Raw genomic sequence first — 17,723 nt, forward strand, 5'->3', positions numbered from 1 at the left:
GCGGCTCAGTCCGCCGCCTGCCAATGACGCAGCAGCAACTGGATGCCACGACGGTCCTTCCAGTCGTCGGTGTCCAGTTGATACGCGGCCTGGATGCGGGTGGGCGGTGGCACGTCGTGCCAGCCGTTGAACTGGATGGCATTCAACGGCGAGGCATGCCCGGCCGCGCGCAACGAGAACTTCAGGTGCTTCTCGCCGACCACGCGCCAGTCCAGCACGTCGAACATCCCATCGAACACCGGCTCCGGAAAACCCTGCCCCCAGGGTCCGGCACTGCGCAGCACGTCGGCATGCGCGCGATCGAACTCCTCGGACGCCAGCTCGCCATCGCTCAGCACCTCCTCGCGCAGCAGGTCGTCGTCGAGCATCGCGTGTGCGTACTGGTGGAACGCGAGGCGGAACGACGGCAGCGCGCTTTCGTCCAGCGACAGGCCTGCCGCCATGGCGTGACCGCCGAAACGCTGGATCAGGCCGGGGTGCGCGGTGTCGATGGCCGCCAGTGCGTCGCGGATGTGGAAACCGGGGATCGAACGCGCCGAACCGCGCAAGATGGTGCTGCCCGGCTCCGCCGGTGCGAACGCGATCACCGGCCGGTGCAGGCGTTCCTTGATCTTCGATGCGACCAGGCCCACCACGCCCGGGTGCCATTCCGGATCGAACAGGCAAGGCGCCAGCGGTACGGGCGCATCACCAGCATTGTCGATACGGGCCAGCGCCGCGTGCGCCTCGTCGACCATCTGCTGCTGCACGCCACGGCGTTCGGCATTGATGCCCTCCAGCACGCGCGCCATCTCGTCGGCCTGGGCGGCGTCGTCGGTCAGCAGGCACGCGATGCCCAGCGCCATGTCCTCCAGCCGTCCCGCCGCATTCAGGCGCGGCGCGATGGCGAAGCCGATGTCCGCGGCGGTGAGGCGCGCGGGATCGCGTCCGGCCACCCGCATCAGCGCCTGCAGGCCCGCGCACCCTTGCCCCGCGCGCAGGCGGCGCAGGCCGGCACCAACCAGGGCGCGGTTGTTCGCATCCAGTGGCACCAGGTCCGCGACGGTGCCGATGGCGACCAGATCGAGCAGCGTGGACAGGTCCGGTTCCGCGCCGTCGAACGCACCGCGTTCGCGCAGCACGCGACGCAGCGCGAGCAGCACGTAGAACATCACGCCGACCCCGGCCAGCGCCTTGCTGGGGAACGGATCGCCCCGCAGGTTCGGATTGACGATGACATCGGCCGGTGGCAGTTGGTCGCCGGGCAGGTGGTGATCAGTCACCAACACCTGCCAGCCTCGCGCCTTCGCCGCCGCGATACCGGCGTGGCAGGCGATGCCGTGATCGACCGTGACCAGAAGGTCTGGCTGCAATGCCGAAAGCTCGTCCACCAGCGAAGGCGACAGGCCATAGCCATGCACCATGCGGTTGGGCACGGCAGGCGTCACCCGGCGCGCGCCCAGCAGGCACAGCCCCCGCACGCCGACCGCGCAGGCGGTGGCGCCGTCGCAGTCGAAGTCGCCGACGATGACGATGTGGCGGTCCTGCGCGATCGCATCGGCCAGCAAGGCGGTGGCGGCACCCAGTCCACCGAGCGAATCGGGCGGCAACAGATGCGCCAGCCGCGGTTGCGCCTGGTCGAGGGACAGCGCGCCGCGTGCCTCGTAGATGCGTCGGAGCAGCGGCGGCACCGTGTCCGGCCAGTGTCCGCCCGCGGCGATAGCGCGACGGCGGATCCGCGGGGATGACGTCATGCGGGAACGTGGTCCGGGCGCGCCGTATCCAGACGTTGCAATGCGCCGCGCCACAGGCGCCAGCGCTGTTCGCGGCGCAGCGAAAACAGGGCGCCATCCTCGAAGTCGAGCGTGAGCGCGTCGAGTTCGCGCGTGCGCAGGGCGTCCAGCAGCGGCCGCAGCGCATCGCGGCACAGCAGGTCCAGGTTGCGCAGGTGGCGCAGGTCGATCAATGCATCCACGCCGCCTTCGCCATTGGCATGCGTCGCTTCCACGCCGGCGACCTGCGCCAGCGACTGCAACAGCACGTCGTTGCCTTTCACCTGGCGGAAGCCGGTGCGCACGGCATCCGGCAGCACGCCGCCGCCCCAGAACCAGAGCGAGTTCACCGGCGGCTTGCCTTGGGCGACCCGCTGCGCGTTCCACGGATGGTTGTGCAGCAGCACCTGGGCTTCGCTGAGCAGGGCGCGCCAGCGACGGCCCGCATCGCCCTCGGGAAGATGGGCGAACAGATCGTCGCCCAGCACCTCGCTGGCCGGTGCGAACGTCGGCAGCTTCGCCTCCATCGGCAGGCGCAGGTACCAGCGCGCCGGCTGCGGTGCGTCGAGCAGCATGCCGGCATCGCCGAACAGGGGCTTCAACGCGGGAAGCAGGTGCGCGGTGTCCTCGTCGGTGAGCGCCAGCGCTTCGCCGTAGGCCAGCATGCGGGCGCCCGTCATGTCGGGGGAGACGCGTGCCGGATCCGCGCGCAGCCACCGGGCGCCCGCCGCATCCTGCGCATCGCGCTGGCGCGTCAGGGCGGCGACCGGCCAGTGGTCCGGCACCAGCTGGAACTGCCGCCGCAGCTGCGCGCGCTCGCCGCCCTCGCCCTCGCTGCGGTCCGCGCGCCCCAACGCCTTCGCGACGTCGGGCGGCAACAGCTGCCCGACCAGGCGGGTGCGCGCAGGCAGCAGCAGGGTGGCCTGGGCCATCGGTCCGTCAGTCGGCGTAGGAAACGCTGACGATTTCGTACTCGCGCTGGCCGGCCGGCGCGTCGATGGTGACGCTGTCGCCCTCGTGCTTGCCGATCAGGGCGCGGGCCAGCGGCGAGGAGATCGCGATCAGGCCCTGCTTGATGTCGGCCTCCAGGTCGCCGACGACCTGGTAGCGCTTCTCCTCGTCGGTATCCACGTCGGCCAGCACCACCTTGGCGCCGAACACGATGCGCGAGCCCGCGTTGAGCTTGCTGACGTCGATGATCTCGGCGTGCGACAGTTCGCCTTCCAGCTGCTTGATGCGGCCTTCGATGAAGCCCTGCTGCTCGCGCGCGGCGTGGTACTCGGCGTTTTCCTTCAGATCGCCGTGCGCACGCGCTTCGGCGATGGCGGCGATCACTTCAGGTCGCTTGACCGTCTTCAGCTGGTCCAGTTCCTGGCGCAGGCGCTGCGCGCCTTGCATGGTCAATGGGGCTCTCACCCTTGAAGCTCCTTGTGCAGTTCCTGCAACGCCAGTACCGGGCCGGTGCCGCGGTATTCCAGCGAATGCACCAGCGCCTTGGCGCCGGCGACAGTGGTCGAATAGGTGACGCGATGCTGCAGGGCTTCGCGCCGGATGGAGAAGGAGTCGGCGATGGCCTGGCGTCCTTCCGTGGTGTTGACGATATACACGATTTCGCCGTTCTTGATCAGGTCGACCACGTGCGGACGGCCCTCGAGCACCTTGTTGATCTGCTCGCAGGCGATGCCGTGCTCGCCCAGCCACGCCGCCGTGCCCGCCGTGGCCACGATGCTGTAGCCGCGGCCGACCAGCTCCTGCGCCACCGGCAGCACCCGCTTCTTGTCGGGATCGCGCACGGAGATGAACACCTTGCCGACCGGCGGCGCCTTGATGCCGCCGGCTTCCTGCGCCCGCGCCATGGCGGCACCGAAGCTGCGGCCCACGCCCATCACCTCACCGGTGGAGCGCATCTCCGGACCGAGGATCGGATCCACGCCCTGGAACTTGGCGAAGGGGAAGATCGCTTCCTTGACCGAGTAGTAGTCGGGCACGATTTCCCTGGTAGCGCCCTGCTCGGCCAGCGTCTTGCCGGCCATGCAGCGGGCGGCGATCTTGGCCAGCGGCATGCCGGTGGCCTTGGAGACGAACGGCACGGTGCGCGAGGCGCGCGGATTGACTTCCAGCAGGTAGACGATGTCGTCGCTGCCGTCTTCGCCGGCCTGAATGGCGAACTGGGTGTTCATCAGGCCGACGACCTTCAGCGCCTTGGCCAGCTCGACGACCTGGCGGCGCAGCTCGTCCTGCGTCTTCGCCGACAGCGAGTATGGCGGCAGCGAGCACGACGAGTCGCCCGAGTGCACGCCGGCTTCCTCGATGTGCTCCATCACGCCGCCGATCAGCACGTGGCCCTCGGCGTCGGCGATGATGTCCACGTCCACTTCCACCGCGTTGTCGAGGAAGCGGTCCAGCAGCACCGGCGAGTCGTTGGAGACCTTCACGGCGTCGCGCACGTAACGGGCCAGGTCGGATTCGCCGTACACGATCTCCATCGCGCGGCCGCCCAGCACGTACGACGGACGCACGACCAGGGGATAGCCGATCTCGCGTGCCAGCAGCAGGGCTTCCTGGTCGTTGCGGGCGATGCGGTTCGGCGGCTGCTTCAGGCCCAGCGAATCGACCAGCTGCTGGAAACGCTCACGGTCTTCGGCCAGGTCGATGGAATCCGGGCTGGTGCCGATCACCGGCACGCCGTTGGCTTCCAGCGCACGCGCCAGCTTCAGCGGCGTCTGCCCGCCGTACTGCACGATGACGCCCCTCGGCTGTTCCAGTTCGACGATCTCCAGCACGTCTTCCAGCGTCAGTGGCTCGAAGTACAGGCGGTCGGAGGTGTCGTAGTCGGTGGAGACGGTTTCCGGATTGCAGTTGACCATGATGGTCTCGAACCCGTCCTCGCGCAGCGCCAGCGCGGCGTGCACGCAGCAGTAGTCGAACTCGATGCCCTGGCCGATGCGGTTGGGGCCGCCGCCGAGGATCATGATCTTGTCGCGGTTGGTCGGCTGCGCCTCGCACTCGTCCTCGTAGGTCGAATACAGGTAGGCGGTACTGGTGGCGAACTCGGCCGCGCAGGAGTCCACGCGCTTGTAGACCGGCTTCACGCCCAGCGCCCTGCGCAGCACGCGCACGGCGGCTTCGTCGGTGTTGGCCAGCTGTGCCAGGCGCGCATCGGAGAAGCCCATGCGCTTCAGCTTGCGCATGCGCGCCTTGTCCAGCGAACCCAGGCCATCGGCGGCGAGCTGCTGCTCGGCGGCGATGATCTCTTCCATCTGGTCGAGGAACCACGGGTCGATGAACGACAGCGCGTGCACCTGCTCGACGCTCATGCCGGCGCGGAACGCATCGGCCACGTAGAACAGGCGCTCCGGACCCGGCGCCTTCAGTTCGCGGCGCAGTGTGGCCAGATCGTCCTCGTCGGCGAGGTCCAGGCCGGTGGGGTCCAGGCCGACCTTGCCGGTCTCCAGGCCGCGCAGCGCCTTCTGCAACGATTCCTGGAAGGTGCGGCCCATCGCCATCACCTCGCCCACCGACTTCATCTGCGTGGTCAGGCGCGCATCGGCCTGCGGGAACTTCTCGAACGCGAAGCGCGGGATCTTGGTGACGACGTAGTCGATCGCCGGCTCGAACGAGGCCGGGGTCAGGCCGCCCGTGATCTCGTTCTTCAGCTCGTCCAGCGTGTAGCCGACGGCCAGCTTGGCCGCGACCTTGGCGATCGGGAAGCCGGTGGCCTTGGAGGCCAGCGCCGACGAGCGCGACACGCGCGGGTTCATCTCGATGACGACCACGCGGCCGGTCTGCGCATTGATGCCGAACTGCACGTTCGAGCCGCCCGTGTCCACGCCGATCTTGCGCAGTACCGCGATGGAGGCGTCGCGCAGGCGCTGGTATTCCTTGTCGGTCAGGGTCTGCGCCGGGGCGACGGTGATGCTGTCGCCAGTGTGTACGCCCATCGGATCGAGGTTCTCGATCGAGCAGACGATGATGCAGTTGTCCGCGGTATCGCGGACCACTTCCATCTCGAATTCCTTCCAGCCCAGCACCGACTCTTCCACCAGCACTTCAGTGGTCGGCGACAGCTCCAGGCCACGGGTGACGATGTCGACCAGTTCCTCGCGGTTGTAGGCGATGCCGCCGCCGCTGCCGCCCAGGGTGAAGCTGGGGCGGATGATGGTGGGATAGCCGACGCGGGTCTGGATCTCCAGCGCCTCCTCCAGCGTGTGCGCGACGGCGGCCTTCGGACATTCCAGCCCGATCTCGCCCATCGCCACGCGGAACAGCTCGCGGTCCTCGGCCATGCGGATGGCGTCGCGCTTGGCGCCGATCAGTTCGACACCGTACTTCTCCAGCACGCCGTGGTCGGCCAGGTCCAGCGCGCAGTTCAGTGCGGTCTGGCCGCCCATCGTCGGCAGCAGCGCGTCGGGCTTCTCCTTGGCGATGATCTTCTCGACCGTCTGCCAGTTGATCGGCTCGATGTAGACCGCGTCCGCCATCTCCGGGTCGGTCATGATGGTGGCGGGGTTGCTGTTGACCAGCACCACCCGGTAGCCCTCCTCGCGCAGCGCCTTGCAGGCCTGGGCGCCGGAGTAGTCGAACTCGCAGGCCTGGCCGATGACGATCGGGCCTGCGCCGATGATCAGGATGGTCTTGAGGTCTTGACGCTTGGGCATGATGTCCTCGATCTGTTGCGTATCCGTCGCGCGCGATGCGCTGCGCGACGCGGGAAGTGGTCGGCGGGCCGCCGGCTCAGAGTCTTGCTTCGTCGATGCCGCAGGTGTCCGCGACCGCCGCCATGAAGGCATCCATCTCGGCGTCGTCCATGTCCACGTCCGGGAACTCCCGTTCCAGCACCTTGGCCTCCGGGGTGGACATGAAGGCAGCCACCTCGCCCATCGCCTCCAGCGGCATGCCGCCCAGCGCGGCCTCCGGCGACGGCGCCGGCCGCTCCTCGAGCTTGGCGACCACGCCGTCGCGTACGAACGCCATCAACGTGCGGCCCCCGTCCGTCTCGGCGAAGGCAAGCCACGCGCCGGCGGTCTGTTCGTCGCCGAACAGCTGCTTGAACGCGCCATCCAGCTTGCGCTTCATCACCGGCTTGAGCTCACCCACGATGCACGCGCGCTCGGTGGCGCTCAGCTCGGTCAGGGCCGGCTGCTCGTCCATCTTCTCGTCCAGGACCCGGTCCATCGCGTTGTCGAAACCGAGGGTCTGCTGCAGACGGCGCACCTGGTCGTCGGTCGGCACCGATGCCGCTGCCGGCACGGCAAGTGCCGCCAGCAGGACCGCCAGCCCGCGGATGGCAACGGTCATCGCGCCGCGCCCATCGCGGCGACGAACCGGTCGAACAGCGGCGCCACGTCATGCGGTCCGGGCGAGGCTTCCGGATGGCCCTGGAACGAGAACGCCGGCGCATCGGTCAGTTCGATGCCCTGGTTGGTGCCGTCGAACAGCGAGCGGTGGATCACGCGCACGTTGGCCGGCAGGGTCGCTTCGTCCACGGCAAAGCCGTGGTTCTGCGACGTGATCATCACGCGACCCGTGTCGATGTCCTGCACGGGGTGGTTGGCGCCGTGGTGGCCGTGGCCCATCTTCATGGTCTGAGCGCCGGCGGCGAGCGCCAGCAACTGATGGCCGAGGCAGATGCCGAAGGTCGGGATCTTCTTCGCGATGAATTCGCGGATGGCGGCGATGGCGTAATCGCACGGCGCCGGATCGCCGGGTCCGTTGGACAGGAACACGCCATCGGGCTGCATCGCCAGCGCGTCGGCGGCGCTGGTCTGCGCGGGCACCACGGTGACGTCGCAGCCGCGCTCGGCCAGCATGCGCAGGATATTGTGCTTCACGCCGAAGTCGTAGGCCACGACCTTGAACTTCGCCGGCGCCTGCACAAAGGCATTACGGTCGAGGTCGAGCTGGCCGTCGCGCCACGGATACGGCGTGTCGGTGGTCACCACCTTGGCCAGGTCCATGCCCTTCAGCCCGGGGAACTTGCGTGCGGCTTCAAGCGCCTGCTCGACATCGAGGCCGTCGCCGGCCATCAGCGCGCCGTTCTGGGCGCCGCGTTCGCGCAGGATGCGGGTCAGCTTGCGGGTGTCGATGCCGGCGATGGCGACGATGCCGCGCGTGGACAGCCACTCCGGCAGCGCCTGCTGGTTGCGCCAGCTGCTGGGACGGCGCGGCACGTCGCGCACGATCAGGCCGGCGCACCACACCCTGGACGCTTCGTCGTCCTGATCGGTGCAGCCGGTGTTGCCTATATGGGGATACGTCAGGGTGACGAGCTGGCGGGCATAGGACGGATCGGTCAGGATTTCCTGGTAGCCGGTCATCGCGGTGTTGAACACCACTTCGCCGACCGAAAGGCCGTCTGCGCCTACGGATTCGCCCTCGAATACGGTGCCGTCTTCGAGTACGAGCATTGCGGGTCGTGTCACGGGGTTCGCCTTGGGGTGGAGGAACCCTGTCCCACCGGCTTGCGGCTGCAAGAAACCGCGGACGCGGCGTCGATCCGGTCCGTGGCGATGGGTAACAGGCGAGCGGGAATTGTACGGAAACGGCCTGTTCAGCGCCACCTTTTTTTGCCCGCCAGACCATTGGCAGACCGCCGCCATCCTGCGTGTTCAGGTTGCCGCACGACCCTGCCGCGCGGCGGTACCTTCAATCCAGCAGGTCGCGCACCCGGTAGCGCCCGGCCGGACGGCCCGCGAGCTTGCGCGCCGCATGCAGGGCGCCGCGCGCGAAGACGTCGCGGTGCGTCGCGCGGTGGATCAGTTCGACGCGTTCACCCAGGCCGGCGAACTGCACCGTGTGCTCGCCGACGATGTCGCCGGCACGCAGGCTGGCGTAATGCACCGGCGCGCCCGCGCTGCCGGCCGCCTCCCCGAGCGTCAGTGCGGTACCCGAGGGCGCATCCTTCTTGTGCACGTGGTGCGACTCCACCACGTCCACGTCCCAGCCCGGCAGCGCGGCGGCCGCGCGCTCCACCAGCTCGGCCAGCACGGCGACGCCCAGGCTGAAATTGGTCGCCCAGACCACCGGAATCCTGGCGGCCGCCTGCCCCACCGCCTCGATCTGCGCGGCGGAGATGCCGGTGGTGCCGGACACCAGCGGCACGCCACGTTCTACGCACAGCGCGAGGATGGGATCGAACCCGTCGGGCAAGCTGAAATCGATGGCGACATCGAACGCCGGCACGCCGGCCAGTTCACTGGCGGCGAAATGCGGCACGCCGTCCACCACGCGCGGCGACGGCGTGCGTCGCGTCACCGCCGCGACCACCTGGTACTGATCGGGCTGTTCGGCCGACAGGCGGAGCAGCGACTGGCCCATGCGGCCGGAGGCGCCATGGACGAGGACACGAAGCATGTTCATGACCGCATGGTAGCCGCCGGCCGGTGGACGCGCGACCGTCGCGCGAGGATGGCGTCAGACGACCACGTCCGGCGATGTCTCAGGCACGACAGCGGGCGGGAGCGACGGGGTCCGGCATTCTGCGAAAGGACGGACCTTCCCGGAACCGATCACGCTGCCGGCACCTGCGGCTTGCCCAGGTGGTAGCCCTGCGCGAACGGCACGCCGAGCGCCTTCAGCGTCAATCGTTGCGCCTCGGTTTCGACGCCCTCGGCGATCAGCTGCGCCCGCGTACCCTCGGCGAACGTCAGCAGCGCCGAAATCAGGGCCTGCATGCGCGGACGCTGGTCGACTTCGCGCACGAGGGTGATGTCGAGCTTGATGATGTCCGGCGCGAGTCGCAGGACATGGCGCAGGCTCGCGAACCCGGCCCCCGTGTCGTCCACGGCGATGCGCACGCCCTGCGCCTGCAGCGCCGCCAAGCAGTCGTTCAGGCGCCCGTAGTCGTCGACGGCGGTGTGTTCGGTGATTTCCAGCACCAGGCGATGCGGCGCCTGCGAGGCCAGCAGCGCCTGCAGGCGCGGGTGGCATGCGGTCTCGGGCGAGACGTTGAGCGCCAGATACGCGTGTTCGGGCACGTGCGGCATCGTTGCCAGCCCCGCTTCCACCGCCGCCAGTTCCAGCGGCACGCTCATGCCGAGGCGGGCGGCATCCTCGAACCAGCCCGACGTGGACACGTCGTGCTCCACCGGAAAGCGCGCCAGGGCTTCATAGCCGACCACCGCGCCATCTGCGAGCCGCACGATGGGCTGCAGCGCGGACTGCAGTCTCGATTCTCCCAGCACCTGTTCGATGCGCGCACGCACGTCGCTCGATCGCTGCCGGTCGCGTTCGGCGTGGCTACGACGCCCCTCCAGTGCCGCACGCATCTGCGCGTGTTCGATGGCCTTGTACAGGCTGGCGGCCACCAGCGTGCTCAACTGCTCGAGGATGCGGCAGTCGGCGTCGGTGTACGCGGACGGCAACGTCGAGATGACCTTGAGCACGCCCACGGTCTGCTGGCGGAACTGCAGCGGCGCCACCAGCATCGAACGCAGTCCCACCTGGCGACAGGCATCGCGGTTCACCCGCGGATCGGTCTCGCTGTCGTCGCAGCGCATCACCTTGCGCTCGCCAATGCAGCGCCCCGACAGGCTGCCCTGCACCGGCAGCGTCATGCCGACCTGGTGGGCCGCGATGCCGCTGGCCGACCAGTAGCGCATCCGGTCGCCGTCGATGATCTCCAGCACCGCACCGGCAGAGCGCGTCAGTTCCTGTGCGCGATGCGTGACGGCATCGACGACATCCTGGGGATCCGGCCCGGCGGCGGCGATCTCGCTCTGGGCCGCCACGATGCGCATGAGCAGCGCGACTGCATCCGCCTCGCTCATTGCCCGCTCCGGCGGGCGCGCCGCCGGCAGTGGGATCGGTTTGGTATCGCGGACCATCTCCTTCACTCCCTGAGGATGATGACGGGAGCGCGTTGACGCCTGCATCCCGATGGGCACGATGCTAGGCCCGTCATGTCACAGTTGTCGAGTACACCGGTTTATCTGGCGGCGCACCATGAGCGTGGAGTGCCCGCGTCAGGAGAGGACGCGACCCAGCCGCCCCGCCGCGATCTCTTCCACCGCACGCCCAAGCGCGGCCAGATCCACGCCCGCCTCGAACCCGATCCGGAAATGCACCTCGCCCTCGGGCGTGCGCGAGGAGTGGATAGACGACAGGCTCACCGCATGCCGCTCGAACACGTGCAGCAGCGCGCGCAACGACCCGGGCCGGTCCTCCGGCAGATGCACGCTGAGGGCCTCGCCGGCCGCGAGATCGGCCAGCAGGTATCCGATCCGCTCGTAGCTGTAGTTGCCTTCGGCGAGCGACGCCTCACCGATGGCGATGCGGTTGTCGTGCAGGAACTCGTCGCGGAAGGCGGCACGCGCAGCGTCGCTGCCGTCGCCCACCAGTGCCGCCATCCGGGCGATCTGGTCGCCCAGCGCCTGCAGCATGTCGCCGGCGTGGGGATTGCCGAACTGGATATCCTCGTAGATCGCCGGATTGAGCGACAGGATGCGCGCGATGATGGCCGCATCCATCTCGAACGAGGCCGAACGGAACGGCATCACTGCCGCCAGATCGCCGACCTGCGCCGCCTGTCCGCGCAGGACGCCGGCCTGGGCCAGGTGCGTCGCGTGGACCATCGCCTGCACCAGGGCCATCACCCTGTCGTGCTGTTCGGGCGTGGCATGCACGCATTCGGCTTCCAGCGCCGTCAACAGGTCGGCCAGCCACGGCCGCCACCGCCGCAGGCGCGCCTCACAGACCACCATCACCCTGCCCCTCAGGGTGGGCGCCTTCGGCGGTGCGGTCATCGGGTGCAGGCCGACGACTTCAGCCCGCGAACGCAGCATCGCAGCCACCGGCGCGGTCTTGATGGAGGTGACATCGAGCCAGAGTTTGCCGGCTTCGCTCCCGCCGGCCAGGGCGACATAACGGTCGATCAGTGCCGGGGTGTGGCGGATCGGCGCGGAGAACACCAGCACATCCGCGCGCCGGACGAGTTCCGCTTCATCGATGGACCGCGCGTCCGCCGGATCGTGGCCGATGACCCCAAGCCCCATCCGGGCCCGGAAGAACCGGTGCAGCCAGCGGCCATAGGCACCCGCGCTGCCGACGATGCCCACCAACGGGCGCTGCGGCATATCGGTTGCCGCAGCGCCGTCCTGCGGAACGGCAGGTTCAGTCGGCACGGACATCCGCCGCCAGATAGACGATCTGCTCGCGCAGGCCGGGGAGGATCTTCTGCATCGTGCGCGCGTAGGCGGTGTTGTACTCCGGCGAGCAGACAGGGCCAGGCGTGCGGTCGTCCAGCCGGCGGTTGATGCGGATGCGGTTGCCTTCGCGCCGGTAGGTCGCGCGGAAAGCGACGTTGCCCTCCTCGACATCCACGTTGCCGGGCAGCGAGGCGATGCGCATCCCCGGGGCCAGTTCGATCGTGTAGTCCTCCTCCGAGTAGATGCCGCCGCAGCCGCTCTCGCCCGCGGGCTGGTCCACGCTCCCCAGGTTGCGCGCCACGATGCTCGCGATCGGCGCGTAGCTGATGAACCAGGGCTGCGCTTGCAGGCCACCCGACGCCGGCAGCATCCGTGCGACCTCGAAGTCCGCGTCGATGCTGAAGTCGTCCTGCAGCGGTCGGGCGTCGGGATAGCGAACGGTACCGTCGGCGCGCAGGGCCATGCGCTCGAAGTAGCGCCGCACCATCTTGGCCGCCTCGGCTGCGGGCAGCTCGCGGAACTGGTCGCGCGCCATCACCGCCAGCCTGCCGCTGAGTTCCACCTGCTGGCTGCCCTTGACCGAACCGTCGGCGGCGATCCGCACCGTCGTGCGCAGCTTCTGGCCATCGCGGCCCGCTTCACGCAACGGCGTCGATGCGCCTTGATGATGGCCCTCCACCAGCAGCACCGGCTTGCCCGCGGATCCGTTCGGCAGAGACCCGAACGGCACGGTGGCCGCGGTGGAATCGGCGTATAAATCCAGGCTTGGAATGTAGGTGATGACGTGGTTGACCACCGATGCCACCGGTATCTTTGGCAGCGTGTAGGTGCCACCGGCGTTGATCAGGGCCTGCGTACTCGGAATACCCCTGGCGGCCAACAACGCCTGCAACAGCGTGGCGTGGTCCTTGCAGTCTCCCATGCGGTTGTCCAGCACCTGGTCCAGGTCGCGCGGCACGACGGCACCCAGACCGATGCAGTTGCCCGCGTAGGTGATGTTGCGCGACACCCATTCGTAAAGACGCCTGGCGGTCTCGCGCGGTTCGCGCGCGTCGCCGGCGATCTCGTCGGCCAGCGTGCGGATGCGCGGCGTCGGCACCGCCTTCGCGTTTGCCGGACCACCGTATGCCTGCGCGATCTGCGCATAGTCGCGGAAGGTGGAGTAGGCGTAGCCGGGATAGCGCTCGGGGTTGTACACGCTGTCGCGCAAGCTTTCTCGGGGCACCGGCGTGCGGTTGCGCCAGCGCCACTCGATCACGCGACGGCCGTCGCGCTCGCGCGTGCTCTCCTGCATCTGCCAGGACTGGTGGCCGGCCTGCACCGTGGCCGGCGCGTCCAGCGTGATCTTCACGTCGCCGTAGTATTCGGCGGGGTTGAAATTCTCGATCACCGAGAACTGACCCGGAAACATCGGCTGCAGGGCGGTCAACCTGTAGGCGAACACGGTGGTGTCGCCGACGGCCAGGTCGGGGAACACCACCGTCAGCGTGGTGTTGTCGGAGTACACGGGCGAGTCGCCTTCGTGCCCGGCTGCGGACTGCACCTGGTAGTTGCCGGGCGGCACCACGACCTTGCGACCGTCGGCCTTGAGCGTGTAGGCCGTCACCACCTCGGCCTTCTGGATGCTGGTGCTGTAGCCGACCGACGCGGTCTTGGCCGCTTCCAGCGCAGCCTCCTTCAACACCTTGGTCGCGGTCTCGCGCGTCTCCACGTAACGGCCGTCGGCGTCGACGACGTAATCCACATGCTCATGCTCGACCTGCAACGGCCGCTCTTCGGCGGCCTGCGCCGATGCCGCGTGGGCCAGTACCGATGCCGCGACCAGGCAGAACCCGGCCACCTTCCCCAAGTGCTTGCGCATTCCCCACGTCCTCCCTGTCCGCATGCGTAGGCCGCCGGCTGGCGACGCGCCATCCTAGCAACGGTTCGGCGCCAGAACGCAGGACGCCCGGCAGGGACCGGGCGTCGGCGGGTTGACAGGATCCGGCAGGGCCTCAGGACGTCATGCGGTCCCAGAAGCCCTTCACGCCGTCGAGAAAGGTCGCCGACTTCGGCGAATGCTTGCGCGCTTCCTCGCCGCTGAAGGTGGCCTCGAACTTCTCCAGCAGCTCGCGCTGCTCGGGGGTCAGGTTGACCGGCGTTTCCACCACCACGCGGCAGTACAGATCGCCTTCGCTGCGGCTGCGTACGGACTTGACGCCCTTGCCGCGCAGGCGGAACAGCTTGCCGGTCTGGGTCTCGGCAGGAATGCGGATCTCGGCCTCGCCCTTCAGCGTGGGCACGCGCACCGTATCGCCCAGCGCCGCCTGCGAAATGCGGATCGGCACTTCGCAGTGCAGATCGTCGCCGTCGCGCTGGAAGATGTCGTGCTCGCGCACGCGCACTTCCACGTACAGGTCGCCCGGCGGTGTGCCGGGCGGGCCCGCCTCGCCTTCGCCGGTCAGGCGGATGCGGTCGCCACTGTCCACGCCGGCCGGAATCTTGACCGACAGGACCTTCTCTTCCTCCACGCGACCGGCGCCATGGCACTCGGTGCACGGATTCCTGATGGTCTGGCCGCGGCCGCCGCACGCCGGACAGGCCTGCTGCATGGCGAAGATGCCGCGCTGCATGCGCACGTTGCCGCGTCCGCCGCAGGTGCCGCAGGTCTCGATCCTGCCGTCGGCGGAACCGGAGCCCTTGCAGGGTTCGCAGGCCACCAGCGACGGAAGCTCGATGCGCTTCTCGATCCCCGCGACCGCCTCTTCCAGGTCCAGCTCCATCACGTAGCCGACGTCGGCGCCACGACGTGCGGCGCGCGCGCCGCCTCCGCCGAAGATGTTGCCGAAGATGTCGCCGAAGATGTCGCCCATGTCCGGGCCGCCGGGACCGCCGCCTCCGCCCATGCCGTGCTCGAACGCGGCATGTCCGTGCGCATCGTAGGCGCGCCGCTTGGCCCCGTCGGACAGGACTTCGTAGGCCTCCTTGCATTCCTTGAAGGCGGCCTCGGCCGCGGCATCGCCGGGATTGCGGTCCGGGTGGTGCTTCATCGCGCAGCGGCGATAGGCCTTCTTCAGGTCCTCGTCGCTGGCGTTGCGCGCCACGCCAAGGACTTCGTAGTAATCGCGTTTGCTCATGGAAGCCGGGATTCGTTATTCGGGATTCGGGACGGTGGAAGCAAGAGCACGGCGCGGGACCGGGACGGGAACGGAAGAAGCGGAGCTTGCGCTCCGCTTTTCCGAATCACCGATCCCGGATCACCCATCACGACTTCTTGTCGTCCTTCACCTCGGTGAACTCCGCGTCGACCACGTCGTCGGCCGCTGCCGAGCCGCCGTCGGCCGCACCGGCGCCTGGCTGCTCGGTGGACGCCACCGCCGCGTACAGCGACTGGGCGGCTTCTTCCAGTGCCTTGGCCTTGGCCTCGATCTGCGCCTTGTCGTCGCCCTTCATCGCCGTATCCAGCTCGGCGATGGCGGCTTCGACGCGACCGATGACATCACCCGGCACCTTGCTGCCGTGTTCGGTGATGGCACTGCGGGTGGCGTGCAGCAGGCCGTCGGCCTGGTTGCGCGTCTGCACCAGTTCCTGGAACTTCTTGTCTTCCTCGCGGTGCGCCTCGGCGTCGGCGACCATGCGCGCGATCTCGTCCTCGGACAGGCCGGAACCGGCCTTGATCTCGACCTTCTGTTCCTTGTTGGTCTTCTTGTCCTTGGCCGACACGTGCAGGATGCCGTTGGCGTCGATGTCGAACGACACCTCCACCTGCGGCATGCCGCGCGGCGCCGGCTCGATGCCGGCCAGGTCGAACTTGGCCAGCGACTTGTTGAAGCGGGCCTGCTCGCGCTCGCCCTGCAGCACGTGCACCGTAACCGCGGACTGGTTGTCCTCGGCGGTGGAGAAGGTCTGCGAAGCCTTGGTCGGGATGGTGGTGTTCTTCTCGATGATCTTGGTGAACACGCCGCCCAGCGTCTCGATGCCCAGCGACAGCGGGGTCACGTCGAGCAGCAGCACGTCCTTGACGTCGCCGGCCAGCACGCCGCCCTGGATCGCGGCGCCAAGGGCGACCGCCTCATCGGGGTTGACGTCCTTGCGCGGTTCCTTGCCGAAGAACTCGGCCACCGCCTGCTGCACCTTCGGCATGCGGGTCTGGCCGCCGACCAGGATCACCTCGCCGATGTCGCTGGCGCGCAGGCCGGCGTCGTTCAGCGCGATGCGGCAGGGCTCGATGGTCTTCTTCACCAGGTCTTCCACCAGCGCTTCCAGCTTGGCGCGGGTCAGCTTGATGTTGAGGTGCTTCGGGCCCGAGGCGTCGGCGGTGACGTACGGCAGGTTCACTTCGGTCTGCTGCGAGCTGGACAGCTCGATCTTGGCGCGCTCGGCCGCGTCCTTCAGGCGCTGCAGGGCCAGCGGATCCTTGCGCAGGTCGATGCCCTGGTCCTTCTGGAATTCCTCGACGAGGTAGTCGATGACGCGCTTGTCGAAGTCCTCGCCGCCCAGGAAGGTGTCGCCGTTGGTCGCCAGCACTTCGAACTGCTTCTCGCCGTCCACGTTGGCGATCTCGATGATCGACACGTCGAAGGTGCCGCCGCCCAGGTCGTACACGACGATCTTGCGGTCGGCACCGCCCTCGCCCTTGTCCAGGCCATAGGCCAGCGCGGCGGCGGTGGGTTCGTTGATGATGCGCTTGACGTCCAGGCCGGCGATCTTGCCGGCGTCCTTGGTCGCCTGGCGCTGGCTGTCGTTGAAGTAGGCCGGCACGGTGATGACCGCTTCGGTCACGGTCTCGCCGAGGAAGGCTTCGGCCGTCTTCTTCATCTTCTCCAGGACGCGCGCGGAGATTTCCTGCGGCGCCATCTTCTTGCCGTCGTTGGTCTGCACCCAGGCGTCGCCGTTGTCGTGCGCGACGATGCCGTACGGCACCAGGTCCAGGTCCTTCTTCACTTCGGCGTCGGTGAACTTGCGGCCGATCAGGCGCTTCACCGCGTAGAAGGTGTTCTTCGGATTGGTCACGGCCTGGCGCTTGGCCGAGGCGCCGACCAGCACTTCGCCGTCCTTCGTGTAGGCCACGATGGAGGGCGTGGTGCGGTCGCCTTCCGAGTTCTCGATGACGCGGGCCTTGCCGCCGTCCATGATCGCCACGCACGAGTTGGTCGTGCCCAGGTCGATGCCGATGATCTTGCCCATGATGGATCTCGCTCCCTAGCAGATGCTGATGTTGGACCCGGCGCCCGGCCGGGTGGATGGTCCCGATATAGGGATGCGATGACGCGGTTCAAGCGCCATCGCGGCGGTGTTCAGTCGTGCCTGGCGACCACGACGAGCGCCGGGCGCAGCAGGCGCCCGTTGAGCACGTAGCCCTTCTGGAACACCTGCACCACGCTGCCGGGCGCCGCGTCGGGCGCGTCGGCCTCGCTGATGGCCTGGTGGTGGTCGGGATTGAAGGTCTCGCCGGTCGGGTCGATCTGCGTCAGCCCGTTGTCGCCGGCCACCTTCAGCAGCTGCTTGAAGGTCAGCTCCAGGCCGTCCTTCAGCGGACTGGGCTCGGTGCCGGCGGCCGCCAGGCCGGCATCCAGGCTGTCGAACACCGGCAGCAGGTCGCCGAGCAGGCGCTCGTTGGCGAACTTGCGGGCCTGCTCGATGTCGCGGGCCACGCGCTTGCGCTGGTTCTCCAGGTCGGCGCGCTCCAGCAGTGTGGTGGCGCGCAGCTGGTCCAGCTCGTTGCGCAGCGTTTCCAGTTCCGCCAGCAGCGCGGCATCGGTATCGGAGGATTCGGGCGTCTGGCCCTGGGCGGTGTCTTGGTCGTGCTGTTCGTTCATTTCGGTTCCCTGGCGGCAGGTCCGGCCGC

At 68.5% G+C, this 17,723-nt stretch carries 13 protein-coding genes; all 13 read right to left on the bottom strand.

What is annotated here, in order from left to right; translation table 11 throughout:
- Nucleotides 1–5 precede the first annotated feature (5 nt).
- A complete protein-coding gene (gene recJ / locus VGN58_RS08760) occupies nt 6–1,733 on the bottom strand; it encodes a single-stranded-DNA-specific exonuclease RecJ (protein ID WP_327482866.1) in 1,728 nt (575 codons plus the stop codon).
- Nucleotides 1,730–2,683 (bottom strand): phosphoglycerate mutase, encoded by a 954-nt coding sequence (locus tag VGN58_RS08765; RefSeq protein WP_327482867.1) that lies wholly within the window; start codon nt 2,681–2,683, stop codon nt 1,730–1,732. The genes recJ and VGN58_RS08765 overlap by 4 nt, the downstream gene beginning before the upstream one ends.
- 7 nt (nt 2,684–2,690) lie before the next feature.
- Nucleotides 2,691–3,167 carry a transcription elongation factor GreA gene (greA, locus tag VGN58_RS08770; RefSeq protein ID WP_327482868.1) on the bottom strand — a complete coding sequence of 159 codons (477 nt, stop codon included), beginning with the start codon at nt 3,165–3,167 and terminating at the stop codon, nt 2,691–2,693.
- Entirely contained in the window at nt 3,164–6,409 is a 3,246-nt protein-coding gene (carB, locus tag VGN58_RS08775; protein ID WP_327482869.1) for a carbamoyl-phosphate synthase large subunit, read from the bottom strand. Before carB ends, greA begins: the two co-directional genes overlap by 4 nt.
- Before the next feature lie 76 nt (nt 6,410–6,485).
- Nucleotides 6,486–7,049: a hypothetical protein gene (locus tag VGN58_RS08780; RefSeq protein ID WP_327482870.1), complete on the bottom strand. Its 564-nt coding sequence runs from the start codon at nt 7,047–7,049 to the stop codon at nt 6,486–6,488.
- Nucleotides 7,046–8,173 carry a glutamine-hydrolyzing carbamoyl-phosphate synthase small subunit gene (gene carA, locus VGN58_RS08785; RefSeq protein WP_327482871.1) on the bottom strand — a complete coding sequence of 376 codons (1,128 nt, stop codon included), beginning with the start codon at nt 8,171–8,173 and terminating at the stop codon, nt 7,046–7,048. The genes VGN58_RS08780 and carA overlap by 4 nt, the downstream gene beginning before the upstream one ends.
- Nucleotides 8,174–8,396: 223 nt before the next feature.
- Nucleotides 8,397–9,110: a 4-hydroxy-tetrahydrodipicolinate reductase gene (dapB, locus tag VGN58_RS08790; RefSeq protein WP_327482872.1), complete on the bottom strand. Its 714-nt coding sequence runs from the start codon at nt 9,108–9,110 to the stop codon at nt 8,397–8,399.
- 149 nt (nt 9,111–9,259) lie between these two features.
- Complete coding sequence (locus tag VGN58_RS08795) at nt 9,260–10,519, bottom strand: sensor domain-containing phosphodiesterase (protein WP_327482873.1); 1,260 nt, start codon at nt 10,517–10,519, stop codon at nt 9,260–9,262.
- Between the two features lie 195 nt (nt 10,520–10,714).
- Nucleotides 10,715–11,824 (bottom strand): prephenate dehydrogenase, encoded by a 1,110-nt coding sequence (locus VGN58_RS08800; RefSeq protein WP_327484616.1) that lies wholly within the window; start codon nt 11,822–11,824, stop codon nt 10,715–10,717.
- 37 nt (nt 11,825–11,861) lie between these two features.
- Nucleotides 11,862–13,757, bottom strand: a complete 1,896-nt coding sequence (locus VGN58_RS08805; RefSeq protein WP_327482874.1) for a DUF3857 and transglutaminase domain-containing protein — start codon at nt 13,755–13,757, stop codon at nt 11,862–11,864.
- A 133-nt stretch (nt 13,758–13,890) separates the two neighbouring features.
- Nucleotides 13,891–15,012, bottom strand: a complete 1,122-nt coding sequence (gene dnaJ, locus VGN58_RS08810) for a molecular chaperone DnaJ (protein WP_327482875.1) — start codon at nt 15,010–15,012, stop codon at nt 13,891–13,893.
- 127 nt (nt 15,013–15,139) lie between these two features.
- Complete coding sequence (gene dnaK, locus VGN58_RS08815) at nt 15,140–17,062, bottom strand: molecular chaperone DnaK (protein WP_327482876.1); 1,923 nt, start codon at nt 17,060–17,062, stop codon at nt 15,140–15,142.
- Nucleotides 17,063–17,172: 110 nt separating this feature from the next.
- Nucleotides 17,173–17,694 carry a nucleotide exchange factor GrpE gene (grpE, locus tag VGN58_RS08820; RefSeq protein WP_327482877.1) on the bottom strand — a complete coding sequence of 174 codons (522 nt, stop codon included), beginning with the start codon at nt 17,692–17,694 and terminating at the stop codon, nt 17,173–17,175.
- Nucleotides 17,695–17,723: the final 29 nt, after the last annotated feature.

Source organism: Pseudoxanthomonas sp. (assembly GCF_035999195.1).
Taxonomy (GTDB): Bacteria; Pseudomonadota; Gammaproteobacteria; order Xanthomonadales; family Xanthomonadaceae; genus Pseudoxanthomonas_A.

Bases quoted from the DNA above. Each gene is read 5' to 3' on its own strand.
- recJ (WP_327482866.1), bottom strand. From the start codon at position 1,733: ATGACGTCATCCCCGCGGATCCGCCGTCGCGCTATCGCCGCGGGCGGA.
- VGN58_RS08765 (WP_327482867.1), bottom strand. From the start codon at position 2,683: ATGGCCCAGGCCACCCTGCTGCTGCCTGCGCGCACCCGCCTGGTCGGG.
- carB (WP_327482869.1), bottom strand. From the start codon at position 6,409: ATGCCCAAGCGTCAAGACCTCAAGACCATCCTGATCATCGGCGCAGGC.
- VGN58_RS08780 (WP_327482870.1), bottom strand. From the start codon at position 7,049: ATGACCGTTGCCATCCGCGGGCTGGCGGTCCTGCTGGCGGCACTTGCC.
- dapB (WP_327482872.1), bottom strand. From the start codon at position 9,110: ATGAACATGCTTCGTGTCCTCGTCCATGGCGCCTCCGGCCGCATGGGC.
- VGN58_RS08795 (WP_327482873.1), bottom strand. From the start codon at position 10,519: ATGAGCGAGGCGGATGCAGTCGCGCTGCTCATGCGCATCGTGGCGGCC.
- VGN58_RS08800 (WP_327484616.1), bottom strand. From the start codon at position 11,824: ATGCCGCAGCGCCCGTTGGTGGGCATCGTCGGCAGCGCGGGTGCCTAT.
- VGN58_RS08805 (WP_327482874.1), bottom strand. From the start codon at position 13,757: ATGCGCAAGCACTTGGGGAAGGTGGCCGGGTTCTGCCTGGTCGCGGCA.
- dnaJ (WP_327482875.1), bottom strand. From the start codon at position 15,012: ATGAGCAAACGCGATTACTACGAAGTCCTTGGCGTGGCGCGCAACGCC.
- dnaK (WP_327482876.1), bottom strand. From the start codon at position 17,062: ATGGGCAAGATCATCGGCATCGACCTGGGCACGACCAACTCGTGCGTG.
- grpE (WP_327482877.1), bottom strand. From the start codon at position 17,694: ATGAACGAACAGCACGACCAAGACACCGCCCAGGGCCAGACGCCCGAA.